General features: G+C 41.8%; 15 protein-coding genes. 6 read left to right on the forward strand and 9 right to left on the reverse strand.

Annotated features, from left to right (window positions below; translation table 11 throughout):
• Positions 1–67: 67 nt before the first annotated feature.
• The 8 genes from ACL8WY_RS01890 to ccoS all read right to left on the reverse strand — a co-directional run bounded on the left by ACL8WY_RS01890 (position 68) and on the right by ccoS (position 8,405).
• Positions 68–2,206 (reverse strand): ATP-binding protein, encoded by a 2,139-nt coding sequence (locus ACL8WY_RS01890; protein ID WP_436516610.1) that lies wholly within the window; start codon positions 2,204–2,206, stop codon positions 68–70.
• Positions 2,207–2,275: 69 nt separating this feature from the next.
• Positions 2,276–2,956 (reverse strand): sulfite exporter TauE/SafE family protein, encoded by a 681-nt coding sequence (locus ACL8WY_RS01895; RefSeq protein ID WP_436516611.1) that lies wholly within the window; start codon positions 2,954–2,956, stop codon positions 2,276–2,278.
• Positions 2,953–3,375 (reverse strand): FixH family protein, encoded by a 423-nt coding sequence (locus ACL8WY_RS01900; RefSeq protein ID WP_436516612.1) that lies wholly within the window; start codon positions 3,373–3,375, stop codon positions 2,953–2,955. Before ACL8WY_RS01900 ends, ACL8WY_RS01895 begins: the two co-directional genes overlap by 4 nt.
• A gap of 21 nt (positions 3,376–3,396) precedes the next feature.
• Positions 3,397–4,824, reverse strand: coding sequence for a cytochrome c oxidase accessory protein CcoG (gene ccoG / locus ACL8WY_RS01905; RefSeq protein ID WP_436516613.1), 1,428 nt, complete (start codon positions 4,822–4,824; stop codon positions 3,397–3,399).
• 18 nt (positions 4,825–4,842) lie between these two features.
• Positions 4,843–5,820, reverse strand: coding sequence for a cbb3-type cytochrome c oxidase N-terminal domain-containing protein (locus ACL8WY_RS01910; RefSeq protein ID WP_436516614.1), 978 nt, complete (start codon positions 5,818–5,820; stop codon positions 4,843–4,845).
• Entirely contained in the window at positions 5,807–5,998 is a 192-nt protein-coding gene (locus tag ACL8WY_RS01915) for a CcoQ/FixQ family Cbb3-type cytochrome c oxidase assembly chaperone (protein ID WP_436516615.1), read from the reverse strand. Before ACL8WY_RS01915 ends, ACL8WY_RS01910 begins: the two co-directional genes overlap by 14 nt.
• Positions 5,999–6,009: 11 nt before the next feature.
• A complete protein-coding gene (ccoN, locus tag ACL8WY_RS01920) occupies positions 6,010–8,178 on the reverse strand; it encodes a cytochrome-c oxidase, cbb3-type subunit I (RefSeq protein WP_436516616.1) in 2,169 nt (722 codons plus the stop codon).
• Positions 8,154–8,405 carry a cbb3-type cytochrome oxidase assembly protein CcoS gene (ccoS, locus tag ACL8WY_RS01925; RefSeq protein WP_436516617.1) on the reverse strand — a complete coding sequence of 84 codons (252 nt, stop codon included), beginning with the start codon at positions 8,403–8,405 and terminating at the stop codon, positions 8,154–8,156. Before ccoS ends, ccoN begins: the two co-directional genes overlap by 25 nt.
• 125 nt (positions 8,406–8,530) lie before the next feature.
• Here ccoS and ACL8WY_RS01930 point away from each other — a divergent pair, with 125 nt between their 5' ends.
• Both ACL8WY_RS01930 and ACL8WY_RS01935 read left to right on the forward strand, forming a co-directional pair.
• Positions 8,531–8,977 carry a hypothetical protein gene (locus tag ACL8WY_RS01930; protein WP_436516618.1) on the forward strand — a complete coding sequence of 149 codons (447 nt, stop codon included), beginning with the start codon at positions 8,531–8,533 and terminating at the stop codon, positions 8,975–8,977.
• A gap of 98 nt (positions 8,978–9,075) precedes the next feature.
• Positions 9,076–9,459 carry a hypothetical protein gene (locus ACL8WY_RS01935; protein ID WP_436516619.1) on the forward strand — a complete coding sequence of 128 codons (384 nt, stop codon included), beginning with the start codon at positions 9,076–9,078 and terminating at the stop codon, positions 9,457–9,459.
• 53 nt (positions 9,460–9,512) lie between these two features.
• Here the strand turns inward: ACL8WY_RS01935 and ACL8WY_RS01940 are convergent, their stop codons facing one another.
• A complete protein-coding gene (locus ACL8WY_RS01940) occupies positions 9,513–9,968 on the reverse strand; it encodes an OsmC family protein (RefSeq protein WP_436516620.1) in 456 nt (151 codons plus the stop codon).
• Positions 9,969–10,099: 131 nt separating this feature from the next.
• On the opposite strand from ACL8WY_RS01940, the gene ACL8WY_RS01945 reads away from it, so the two are divergent.
• The 4 genes from ACL8WY_RS01945 to ACL8WY_RS01960 are packed head-to-tail and all read left to right on the forward strand — an operon-like array spanning position 10,100 to position 13,801.
• Complete coding sequence (locus ACL8WY_RS01945; protein ID WP_436516621.1) at positions 10,100–11,488, forward strand: MBL fold metallo-hydrolase RNA specificity domain-containing protein; 1,389 nt, start codon at positions 10,100–10,102, stop codon at positions 11,486–11,488.
• A gap of 46 nt (positions 11,489–11,534) precedes the next feature.
• Positions 11,535–12,629 (forward strand): adenylate/guanylate cyclase domain-containing protein, encoded by a 1,095-nt coding sequence (locus tag ACL8WY_RS01950; protein ID WP_436516623.1) that lies wholly within the window; start codon positions 11,535–11,537, stop codon positions 12,627–12,629.
• A gap of 30 nt (positions 12,630–12,659) precedes the next feature.
• Positions 12,660–12,953: a thioredoxin gene (gene trxA / locus ACL8WY_RS01955; protein WP_436516624.1), complete on the forward strand. Its 294-nt coding sequence runs from the start codon at positions 12,660–12,662 to the stop codon at positions 12,951–12,953.
• A gap of 8 nt (positions 12,954–12,961) precedes the next feature.
• On the forward strand, positions 12,962–13,801 hold the full coding sequence (locus ACL8WY_RS01960; RefSeq protein ID WP_436516625.1) for a sulfurtransferase: 840 nt from the start codon (positions 12,962–12,964) through the stop codon (positions 13,799–13,801).
• Positions 13,802–13,852 lie beyond the last annotated feature (51 nt).

Here is a 13,852-nt window from a genome sequence, read left to right on the forward strand (position 1 = left end):
TGACTCAAAGCTATTGTCCTGAATTAGGGCCAGGCATGATGGATGTAGCTCCTCTTCTTGACTTTTGTCAATTTGATTTGAAATTGAGTATGAACGTTGTTCCTTCCCCCTTCTTCGATTTCACATTCATTTCTGCGTCATGTTCGTCTACGATCATCTGACAGATGAACATACCAAGCCCGGTGCCTTCACCTGGTTCTTTAGTCGTAAAAAATGGATCTGACATTTTTTTAATCACAGACTTGCTCATGCCTATACCTGTATCAATAATTTCGACAACTATTTGTGCCTTTTTGTTATGCGTTGCAATTCTAATTTCTCCACTTTCTTCAATCGCTTGCTCTGCATTGTTTATGATATTGGTAAACACTTGGTGGAGCTTACCTTCATTTCCAACCACAACCCTTGATTCAGCATTGTACTGTTTAATAACCTCAATGTTTTTGGACTTGAGCCGACTATTGAGAAGCGTCAGGCAATTATCTAGAATTTTGTGGATATCACTTGGCTCATCCATTTCCTCGCCTACTCGGCTAAAGTGTGACAGCCCTGATACTATTGTTGCAGCTCTCCTAACACCCTCTTCAATTGCATAGAAATAATCGCTGTAGTCTGTTCCTTTGTTATTCTTCTCTAACTGCTCTTTCAGTGATAGTGCGCCATGCTTAATAAAGTTAAGTGGATTGTTGATTTCATGGCCAATACCTGCAGATAGAATTCCTAGAGAAGCCATTTTTTCTGCTCGAATTAATTGCTGCTGGGCTGTTTGTAGTTTTTTATAGCCTTGCTTTAATTGTTCATTTTTTTCTTCTAGCTCTTTCGTTCTTTCATGTACCTTCTTTTCTAAGTTTTTGCTGTAAGCTTCCAACTGCTCTTGGTAACTACGAATCTCAGTGATATCCTCAGCAAATAGCGTAAGTCCTACGACCTCATTTTCATCATATACTGGATTATAGGTGAACTTAAAATACAAATCACCAGCTGGTCCGGGGTAGGCTACTTCCTCTTGAAATTTCTCCCCTTTTAGAGCCCTGCCTATCAGACTGCTAAATAATTTGGCCTTATCTCTTTGCTTTATTTTTCCGAGTAGGTCCATTCCACGATAAAGCTCCACGTCATCGGTCAATTTGGAAGTTTCGTTGAATGCTTGATTGAACTCAATAAGATTCTTCTGTCGATCAAAAAGACCTATGATGCTCGAGGTGCTTTCAATAATTGACTTCAAGTTGGCCCTTTCCGTTCTCAAGTTAAGAATAGATTTTTGCTGCTGCTTCTTTATATATCGATAAAGAAATCCCGATGCAGTGGCTAGCAAAACATATATGATAAACACTAACTTGAAACGATCCAATACCAGAAAGATAAGTGTTGATTTTTCTACTGAAATTATCAGTCTGTGATTTACCGTCTCGATATTAACACATGCTATTAAGTCGTCATTCCTTGTTAATGGATCCACGCCAGAGAGTAAGTAAATGCCATCATTTATACTAATTGTATCGATTGAATGGTAGGCTAGAGAATCCGACCCTAAGACCTTATTATATAATGATTTATCTAGTGGAAAATAGATTTGCGTGGTATTGAAATCATTGCTAACCAAATGAATATCATACTTATCATTAAACCCGAACTCCTCTAATTCGGAAATCATCTTACTGTAATCAATTGCAGAAGTATTGATTGCAATAATTTGACCTTCACTGTCTTTTATTGGGACTCGGATAGGCAAAATCCAATCTGAGACATTTTCGAAATAATAATTTTCCCCTAACGTAATACCTTCCCGCTGAAGCGTAAGCTTAAAAGATCTCCGTGTCAATTCAGATTTATTCAGATTTGGAAGTGTATCATTTACCAGCCTCCCGGTAAACGTGACTACTTGTCCACTGGTATCTGCAAAGCCAAATGCAAGAAGTTCCTTCTCGTACACTTTCAATGCCTCATTCGCAAATACAAGGCGTAAGCTGTCATCATTGATTTCTGCCAGGCGTTTTCCTACGCTCAATAGGCTCAATTCCCACTGGTGAAAACTCAAGTTGTAGTAGCTTTCGATAACCTTGGCTGTATTAATAAGATCGTTGATTTGATCCCTCTTGGTATCATTAAAAATATACAGAAAGGCTGATCCAGCCATGATGGAAAGGCTGACTATCAAAAGCAGGAATATCCTTTTAAGTGATCGTATCTCTTTAAGCTTAGCCACAGACGGTCGTTTGATCTAATATAAATCAAAAACCAAAAAGTTATATCTAATTATAATCGGAAATTTTGATCACAGGCCACATACAGTGATCAAACCGGCAGCATTGGCTTCTACCATCTGATTGAATTGCGGGAAGGTCGTCAGTAAACCTCTCATGATTAGTAATGATCCCGAAAGAATGGCGATGATAGAAACGGATCTCGGAATGAGTGATTTTAGTCTTTGCGAGAATATGTTTCCAGTGTATGATAAAGTGATCAGGGCAGGCAAGGTACCTAACCCGAAAAGAACCATAAACATCGCGCCCTGTAGCGGGTTTGCTAAAGCTACGGCGCCAGCAGCAGCTACATAAGTCAGTCCACAAGGGAAAAATCCATTTGCCACGCCGCTTAGAAACCAGCGCTTACGCATGGATAAGTTTCTAGACATGAATGACTTCAGGATTTGATAGAACCTGGATTCATAATAAAAACGCTCAAGGCTGTGCCTAATGGATGGAATGCCGTATAATAATATTAATCCAAAACCAAGAACGAAGGCCATGACCTTTTGTATCTGAAACAGAGCAACAGTTGCTCCAATTAAGCCAAGCAAAGTACCAATGAGAACATAGGTTAGGATTCTGCCTAAGTGATAAAGCACAAATCCCGACTTGGACTGTTTTGGTCCCATAAACGCCATCATCACCGGACCACACATACCAACGCAGTGCAGACTTCCAAACAGACCGATGACGAGTGCCCCAATCATTGAATATAAATGCTTGATTGCTGATAAAATTCCTGGTTGTCAGTATTCCAGGTGATATTCACCCGATAGCTGCCAGCCACAAGTTCAGATCGTTTAATCTTTTGTACCTGATCAATCAATGAAATTTCAAATGTGCGATCAAATATCTTGCGTGAAGGATGATAAAAATGAATATTCCCACTGGCCGCTTCATCTGGAAAAGTGAGTATCACTTCTCCTCCTTTTTGCTTCACCAGTACACTCTTACCTGCTTCGGCTGTATTTGATAGTTTATTCAATTTTTGCTGATAATTTATTTCTTGCGCATAGTAATCTTCCGCTACCAGATCAAAATCTTCCTGAAAAGCCCTGACCACCATATACCCGATGAATGCTCCAAAGAGTACAAATGCTATTACAATTTTATGTCCCCAGTTCATGTCTTTAATTTTTAATCACTATCAATTAGCCGGTCCTAAAAATTTTGTTTCTACCGTCTCAACCAATTCCTCACCGGAATACACACCAATTGAAATCATCGTGCTCATTTTCTTAATCATTGAAGGATCTATGATAACAAAGAAAGCGCCTTCACCTATCCCTTGCTCTTCAAGACCAATTTCGCCACCAACCATTTCAATTTGCCCGTCGGGTGTCAAAAGCTCGAATCTCACGTCCATTGTGTTGTTGGTTTTGTTCACCATTTTGACCTGATAGAGGTTGGTGATCATGCCGTCCTCGCGCTCCTGATATAGGATTCCCGGAGTTCTCAATATTGTGGTTTCGAAATCTGAGCGGATGAGTAACAATGTAATTAGCACTCCCATCAGCGCGATCAGCACTCCTGAGTAAGCCTTCATCCTGCTTGTAAATTGGAATGGCTTTTTCTCAGCGATGTTCTCCTCGGACGCATATCGTACTAAGCCTCTTGGTTTGCCAATCCGATCCATGATCGAGTCACACGCGTCGATGCAAGCGGTGCAATTCACGCATTCGAGTTGAGTTCCGTTACGTATATCTATGCCTGTCGGGCATACAAACACACATTGCTTACAGTCTATGCAATCTCCTTTGCCTTGAGCTTCTCGATCCTCATCTTTTCTAAACTTACTTCTCTCCTCTCCGCGTACATGGTCATAAGCTACTACCACACTTTGCTTATCGAGTAAAACACCTTGAAGTCTTCCATATGGACAAATAGTGGTACATACCTGCTCGCGCATCTGGCTGAATACACCATAGAAAAGTCCAGTAAAAACAATCATAGCTATGAATCCGCCAGTATTTTCAGCGGGTCCACCTTCGATGATATTCCATAGTTCGCTTACACCGACTAGGTACGCCATGAATGTGTGCATGATCAGGACGCTGACGAGAACGAATAAGGTATGCTTGATTGATTTCTTTGTGATCTTCTCCTTGTTCCACGGCTGTTTGTCGAGCTTCTTCTGCGCCATGTAATCTCCCTCGATCCAGTATTCAATTTGCCTGAAAACACCCTCCATAAAAATGGTTTGTGGACAAATCCAACCGCAGAAAATACGACCAAAGACAACCGTAAAAAGAATGATAAACACCAGTGAGGTGAGCATACCTACCACAAACAGGAAAAAGTCCTGTGGCCAGAAGACCTGACCGAATATGATAAACTTCCGTTCGAAAATGTCGAAAAGCAAGAACGGCTGTCCATCTATCTTAATAAATGGAGCACCAAATAAAAACAGGAGTAGCAGATAGCTAACGAGTGTACGATAGTTGGTAAACCTACCTTTCGGTTTCTTCGGGTAAACCCAAATTCGCTTTCCTTCCTTATCAACTGTAGACAGGTGATCTCTGAAGGTCTCTTCAGCGCTTTCCTGCTCCTGATATATATCTTTTATATCTGCCATTACTTTAAAGCAAGGCTACTAACAGCACTCACCATCTTCCAACGCTGCTTCATCGTCCACGAAATCCGGATTGGATTCAGCATCATCCTCTTTGGGTTGCCCCTCTCCTTCAATGCGTTCAAATAGGTCACCTTGAGGGTCTTTTGGATTTGCGGCTGCATTTCCTTCCATCTTATAGATATAGCTCGCTACTTGTTGCATTTTTTTAGGAGAAAGCTGTGCTTCCCACGCAATCATACCCTTGGAAGGAACCCCATATTTAATGGTCTTAAAAATGGATGGCATATCACCACCATGTAGCCAGTACTGATCAGTAAAATTTGGACCAACACCGCCACCACCATCTGCCGCATGGCATACTGCACAGTTTGCATCATAGATCGCTTTGCCAGCATTAATATCAGCAGTTTCTGAAGCCAGAGTTACATTACTTTCGTCAATCAGGTCACCCAGAGAAGCTAAATATGTTTTCACATCCTCCTTTGCCTGCATCATCTCAGTCTGAAACTCTTCATCCTGATGCTGACCGGTACCTAACACTTCGTAATTAATTAGGTAAACAACGCCGAACAAAATAGATGCATAGAATCCATAGAGCCACCAAGGTGGTAATCTATTATCCAGCTCTCGAATACCATCATACTCATGATCGGTCGCTACTTCATGCTCTTTTGATACAGGTACAGAATCATTTAGTCTGTTCCAGAATCTTCTCCAAAAACCAACTCCTTCTTCGCCTTCGATTGCAGGGATCAACTCTTTTTCCTCCTCTTCTATTCCCATTTCTGCACGCTTAAGCTTGAGCACCACTTTTAAAGCAATGAGCAAAACGTACATTGCCGAGACCGCAATAATGCTAATTAATACAGTTAGACCTAATACAATCTCTACTTTGTATTGCTCAAAAAAGCCTTGCTGTTCTGCTGCCTCCTGCCCGAATGATAGTCCGGGTAGAGCAACTATAAGGGTTATTAGGATGTACTTAAGCTTCGTCATGGTCGGTATCGTTTGAGTCTAATGGAATATTTGAAATGTCATTGAATAGCTTCTTGTCTACTTTGAATACATACACCGTGAGTGCAATGAAGAAGACGAAGAAGATGACAAAGGAGATCACAGGATAGATTTCTATTCCTGCGATGGTCTCCATATGATGTTTGATAAATTTCAGCATAGTTGTATGTTTTAATTCCCCTCAGCTACCCCTTCTACATTCTTAATATCTGTCCCAAGCCTCTGCAGATAAGCAATCAATGCAATGATTTCAGCGTCGCTGCTCATCTTGATTCCTTCCAGCTCCAGTCCTTTGGAAATCAATGCTGCTTGATTTTCTGCATCCACCACAGCCTGTTGATCGTATCCTTCTGGATATGGGACGCCTAGTGTTTGCATCGCTCTGATCTTAGCCGGAGTTCTTTCTTTGTCCCACTCCTGCTCAAAGAGCCAAGGATATGGAGGCATGATAGACCCTGGCGACATACTTGTCGGATCCAGCATGTGGTAGAAGTGCCAGCTATCCGGATACTTTTTACCTAGTCTATGTAAATCCGGCCCTGTTCTTTTTGATCCCCACTGGAATGGGTGATCATATACGAACTCACCTGCTTTGGAATATTCCAGATCGACAGGATCGTATCTCATCACTTCTGAACGGAATGGTCGTATCATTTGCGAGTGACAGGTATAGCATCCTTCTCGAACGTAGATATCGCGACCGTTTAATTCAAGAGGTGTGTATGGCTTCACTGTCGAGATGGTAGGTACATTACTCTGAATGAGGAATGTTGGTACAATCTCAATAATGCCTCCGATAGCTACCAGAACCAAACTCCAAACGAGCATTCGCATTGGTTTCCATTCGAAAATTCTTCGGTGCCAGTGCTCACTCTTTTCTGGTTTGTAGTCTTTCATTAAAGGTGCTGCCTGCGCTTCAGTGGTCGGCTGGAATTTACCGGCACGAGCCGTTTTCACTAGGTTGTAAACCATCACAAATACTCCTGACAGATAAAGCAATCCGCCGAATGCTCTCAAAGCATACATCGGCATGATCTGGGTGACTGTCTCAAGGAAGTTGCTATAGACTAGCGTTCCATCAGGGTTGAATTGTTTCCACATCAAACTCTGAGTGAATCCTGCCCAGTACAATGGAATCGCATAGAATAAGATCCCCATGGTGCCAATCCAGAAGTGAACATTCGCCAACTTTTGCGAATGAAGTTTTGTTGCATATAGTTTAGGAATGAGGTAGTAAAGCATCGCGAAAGTCAAGAAGCCGTTCCAGCCTAATCCACCTATATGAACGTGTCCTACAATCCAATCTGTAAAGTGACCGATCGCATTCACATTTTTCAGTGATAGCATGGGTCCTTCGAAGGTGGCCATACCATAACAGGTGATTGCTACCACCATGAATTTCAAAATCGCGTCTTCACGTACTTTGTCCCAGGCTCCTCTTAAAGTCAAAAGGCCATTGAGCATACCGCCCCAAGATGGTGCGATCAGCATGACAGAAAATACCACGCCTAAAGATTGTGCCCAGTCGGGAAGTGAATTATATAATAAGTGATGCGGGCCTGCCCAGATATAGATAAAGATCAGTGCCCAAAAGTGAATGATTGATAGTCTATAGGAATAAATCGGTCGGCCGGATGCTTTTGGGATAAAGTAGTACATCAAGCCGAGGTATGGTGTAGTAAGGAAGAACGCTACTGCGTTGTGACCATACCACCATTGTACTAATGCATCCTGAACTCCCGCGTACCATGAATAACTTTTCATGAAGTCGATCGGCAACTCAAATGAGTTTACAATGTGCAGCATAGCTACCGTCACGAATGTGGCTATGTAAAACCAAATGGCTACATATAGGTGACGCTCTCGTCGCTTAATAATCGTCATGAACATGTTTAGACCGAACACCACCCAGATCAATGCTATCGCAATGTCAATAGGCCATTCAAGCTCCGCATATTCTTTTCCAGTGGTAAGTCCGAGTGGAAGTGTGATAGCTGCAGCCAGGATGATCAGCTGCCATCCCCAGAAGTGAATCTTGCTCAGGAGGTCGCTATACATCCGAGTTTTACATAGTCGCTGAAGGGAATAGTATACTCCTGCAAAAATTCCGTTTCCTACAAAAGCAAAAATCACCGCATTGGTATGCAGTGGTCTTACTCGTCCAAACGTGGTATACTGTAATCCGAAATTGGCTTCCGGCCACACAAACTGGCATGCAACTAGAAGTCCCACAGACATTCCTACAATTCCGAAAATCGTGGTTGCGATCAGGAAGTTTCGGACCGTAGTATTGTCGTAATGAAAGGTCTCAAGACCTACTTTTTGGTTGTTTTCTGACATTGGTCACTAGGTTTAGTACTTGATTTTTTATTCCCTTCTGCATGGATTGCAGCAGAAGTCTCAACTCTTAAGCTCGGAGGAGTCATTGACTCTTCTTCAAAAAGAATTCGGACCGAGGGTGTATAGTCATCCTCAAACTGCCCGGAACGAGACGCCCATAAGAACGCCACAAGGAAGCTACCTGCCAGTAAAAGGCTACATGCTATAAGGATAAATATTACACTCATAATCCGATGACAAGATTAGCGGAGCATGGCAGGTTTGTTAATGAGAGGTGTTAGTGAGAGGGATGACTTTTGTCAGCAGACGAGCCGCCGGTAGCATTTACTATTGCAGACTAAAAGCGATTCTCATGAATGATATTGTGATTAAAAGCCCATTGCGTTTTAGTATCACATTCCTTTGGATAGGGTTTGTATGTGCAATCAGCTTTATGGAAGCATGGCTTAAATTCCAGGCGCCTGGCATCACTATTCCTTTGGGCTTGGGTATTGGCAGGTTGGTGTTTGGGGCTTTGAATAAGGTTGAAATTGTGCTGGCAGCATCGCTTATCATTTCTACCATATTAGATAAGTCTCTTAGGACAAGAAGTTTCCATATCCTTTCAATTTCGTTGACTATACTTTTGCTTCAATCTTTTTGGCTCCTACCTGCGCTTGATGCTAGGGCTGAGCTATTCATTCAAGGAATTCATCCACCTACTTCCTATCTACATATTACCTATATAGTCATGGAGGTCTTTAAGGTGGTTGCCCTTTTCATGTACGGGATTAAGCAATTCCTGTCTCCGAAAACATAGCCCATAAAACCACCAAATATCAGCTTGTCTACTGATCGGGATCATTCAATATTAACATTCTGATTAAGACCTTTGGCAAGAATCAAATAATACGCTCTATGGACATATCTATCATTATTGCACGCGTCATATGCATTATCTACCTATCAGTTGGAATTGGTTTTGCCTTCAGCACTTCATATTATAATGAGGCTTTAAAAAAAATAGTAAATGATACTACTTACCTATTGCTTGGCGGATGGATCGCTACTTCGCTAGGTGTTGTGCTCGTGCATCTTCACAACTTATGGGTGAATGACTGGCGATTGCTCATCACAATCATATGCTGGGCGATCCTTGTTAAAGGGATTTTTCTACTCGCATTTCCGCGATCTATTCGCGCATTTGAAGAATGGTTTACGCCTAAAGGAATCCAGAACTATTTCTTACCCATGGTTATGGCACTCGGGCTAATTTTTGGGTATTATGGATTCTTTGCCTGATATTTTGGATTCATTAACTAAAAGCTTCTCCAAAATTATTTTGGAGAAAATCGCTATTCCGTTTCCTTGACTTCTATTGTAGGCTCCATGATTACTTCAGACTTAATCGAATTTGAAATAAGGCATGCACGCTCAGACTTTTGCAAAACACGCTCGGCTCTATCACGGTCTTTTTCATCTGCGATTGTGACCTTAGGTTCCAGCAGGATTTGTGTCATAAGGAATTTTCCATCGACCTGTTCCAGCTTTCCTTTTGAACTACAGCTAAAGCTTTCAAACTTAAGTTTCGAATTTTCAGCAATAGCTAGAAAAGTAGTCATCAGACAACTGCTTACCGAGGCAGTGAATAAATGTTCCGGAGACCAGATTCCAGCAATCCCTTTTGGAAATTCCGGCGGTGTAGCTACATCTATGCAGCTATTGGTGTCCTTGTTTAACTCGGGCGAACACATAACGCCTTTCCGGTCTGCGTTCCAGTTGATATCAACATTATAAATATGTGGTTCCATGATATCCTTGTTTTAAAAGCAAAAAACAGTCATTCAATTCACCTAAATGCTGATATTAGTCAGACTTGGAATGGATTATGATCAGGATATCTCTAAGCAAAAATCAAGTGATTAATGGCTAACTTCCAGTTGTGAATATTCGAGTAAAATTTTTGGGTGGAGCTGGATCGGTAACCGGTTCCAAGTTTCTTCTTACCATTGAGGATTTTAGTCTATTGGTAGACTGTGGATTGTTTCAGGGACTTAAAGAGTTAAGAATCAGAAATTGGGATGAGCTACCTATAGATCCGGCAAGCATAGATGCTGTTCTGCTTACACATGCACACATTGACCATTCAGGGTATCTTCCGCTTCTCTATAAAAATGGATTTGGTGGAAAAGTACATTGTACTGAGCCGACATTAGAACTGGCCGAAATTCTTCTTTCAGATAGTGCCAAATTACAGGAAGAGGAAGCTGAGTTTGCCAATAAAAAAGGATACTCCCGACACCAACCCGCAAAGCCACTTTACAAAGTACAGGATGCACTCGATGTTCTGAATGCATTTGAAGCTCACCCTTTTGATAAAACATTTCGTATTCATGATTTGGTAGAAGTGCGATTTTTTCATGCCGGGCATATTTTAGGAGCTGCCAGCATAGAAATAAAGGTGTACACAAGCCAGGGAATAAAATCATTGGTATTCTCAGGTGATCTAGGCCCAGAGCATAGTCCATTGCATGTGGCTCCAGCTAAACCACCTCAGGCTGATATCCTCTTCATGGAGTCTACCTATGGTGGTCGCGACCATAAGGATCAAAATCTTGAAAATGAATTAAGGAGACTGCTCATACAAAGTGATGAGAGTCGAGGTTGCATACTTATCCCTGCGTTCTCTTTGGGTCGGACTCAGCTTGTACTGTATTACCTCTGGAAGATCTTTCAGAATATGCGATCACGCCCCATTTATGTAGATAGCCCAATGGCCATAAGCGTCACAAGGTTGTATAAGCGGTTTACCAATTACCATCGCCTGGAGAGTGATAGCGCATTCGGACACCACATTTTTGACGCTCCCTTTGTTCATTATGTAACCGAGCAGAGCAAATCCAAAACATTAAATACGATTAAAGATCGCGCGATCATAATTTCTGCGAGTGGAATGGCCACAGGAGGACGAATACTTCACCATCTATACCATAGACTACCCAATGCGCAGGATACCATTCTTTTTACCGGATTCTTACCGGATGGTACGCGTGGAAAAGACATTGTGGATGGCAGTCCAATGGTGAAGATATTTGGTGAGGAAGTCAGCGTAAAAGCCAAAGTACATGTATTAGATGGCCTTTCTGCCCATGCAGATCAGGATGAATTGGTGGCATGGAGTGGTCATATTCATGCTCCTCCCAAAATGACATTTTTGATCCATGGAGAAAAAGAGCAATCCACATTGCTAAAGGAGCGAATCGCCGGTAGAGGTTGGAATGTAACCATTCCGGACTACCTGGATACATTCACACTATTTGACCATATATAAGAAGTTGTGAACCAAATATTCAAAAATGATCGTATACCGTTGACCAATGGGACTTAGTCGACAACTCAAAAAGATACTTTGGATAACTATTGCCTGGACAGGCATATCTCTTTTCAATTATTTGATTGGTTGGGCTGCACTTGTTGATGCCAACTATATATGGGACGCTAACTATGACATGGGGAAGATTGACCATGTACAAGGTCTTTACATAAGCGTTCTCACTTCAATATTTGCCGGTATTATTGGAGGCGGTGCTATCGTGTTTCTATGGGAAAAGTGGCTGAGAAGTAAACCTTACGGGTGGACGTTGAGGAGTATTTTCATTTCTTATTTGATCATTTTTAATCTGGTCACTCTTCCCATTATTCTATTCAACAATACCTACGGGAAATCATATGGTTTTTTTACTCGACAAGCTTGGCAGCATGTGGAGACAGCTTACACAAGTCCAAGTTTGCTGGTGCCTTTCTTCTTCTGGTTGATTGTTGTACTAGTTACTCTCATAGTCTTTCAAGTAAATGATAAGTATGGACCTGGCGTATTCAAAAAATTCTTGCTCGGAAAATATTTCAATCCAACTCGGGAAGAGCGCATTTTTATGTTTTTGGACTTACGCTCCTCGACTACCATCGCCGAAAATCTAGGTGAAGAACAATATTTCAATTTCCTTAAAGAGGTATTCCAAACGGTTACTCCAGCTATTCTTAAGCACAAAGGCGAGATATATCAGTATGTTGGTGATGAAATGGTAATCAGTTGGGAAAAGGGACTCGGAGTTAAAAACAATCGGTGCATAACCTGCTACTTTGATGCGCAACAGCTCCTGAATGAAAAAGAAGCTTATTTCACACTCAACTATGGTGTGCGGCCGGAATTCAAAGCAGGCTTGCATTACGGTCATGTAATGGCAGGAGAAATTGGAGTGATCAAGCGTGAAATCGCCTATTCAGGCGATGTGCTAAATACCACCGCCAGAATACAGTCCAAATGCAACGAGCATGGTGTAAACATTCTAATATCAGATGCACTGATTGAACAGCTAAGTTTAACGGCTCACAAGCTGAAAAACTTAGGCCACATAGAACTCAGAGGAAAATCAGAGTCTGTAAGGCTCTATGCTTTAGATCATCCGAACTAATTAGCACATCGATATTGTTCTTGATTTGATATGTCAAAATTCAATGACTTAATTAATGGTGATCAACCAGTTTTGGTGGACTTTCACGCTACTTGGTGTGGTCCTTGCCAAACAATGGCTCCCATCTTGGAAGAGTTAAAATCTGAGATTGGAGGCGAAGCACGCATTATCAAAGTAGATATAGACAAGAACCAGGCTGCCGCGCACAAATTCAATGTCCGCGGTGTACCTACGTTCATCTTGTTTAAGAATGGGAAACAGGTTTGGAGGCAATCAGGAGCAATTCCGAAACACCTATTGGAACAGGCCATTAAAAGTGCCTAAATTTCGGCATGTCAATACCTACACTAGTAACAGCCGAATGGCTCAATGACCATTTAGAAGATCCGGATCCGGAATTAATTGTTCTGGACGCTACACTTGCTAAGCCAAAATCCGCAGGAGAAGTACCAAATCAAGGGTTGAAAATTCCAGGAGCACAATTTTTCGATATTGACGGCTCTTTCTCAAATGCTGCGATAGACTTGCCGCATATGATGTGTGATGAAACTCAGTTTCAGAAGGAAGCCAGAAAACTAGGAATCAATAATAATAGTACGGTTGTAGTCTATGACAATCATGGTGTATACTCCTCTCCTCGTGCCTGGTGGATGTTGAAATCTATGGGACTGGAAAACGTAGCAGTGTTGAATGGTGGATTACCCGAATGGATCGAAAAAGGATATAAAACCGAGAAGAAAATGGACCTTGAAGTCCAATCTGGAGGTATAGAACCACAATTTGAATCCAGTTGTTTTGTAGACGCTAACTATGTTTTTACCCACATCAATGATGACACAGTAGCTGTATTAGACGCCAGATCTTCCGGACGCTTCAATGCAATGGAACCTGAGCCGAGAAGTGGTCTGAGAGGTGGTCATATTCCAGAATCCATAAGTCTCCCCTTTCCTAACGTTCTGGATGGGTATCGAATGAAAGAATCAGAAGAATTGAATAAGCTATTTGATCAACTTAACATCAAAGACAAAAAGCTGATATTCTCTTGTGGTTCGGGACTAACAGCTTGCATCACATTATTGGCCGCACATCTGGCCGGATACGAAAATCTAGCTGTGTATGATGGCTCATGGAGCGAGTGGGGACAGCCATCTGACTTACCCGTAAAAGCGTAAAAGAAGCTCCGAAGAGCTGCCTCGACAAAACTACCATAGTTCTGCCTGCCT

The sequence above is a fragment of the Ekhidna algicida genome, from assembly GCF_051379705.1.
GTDB lineage: Bacteria > Bacteroidota > Bacteroidia > Cytophagales > Cyclobacteriaceae > Ekhidna.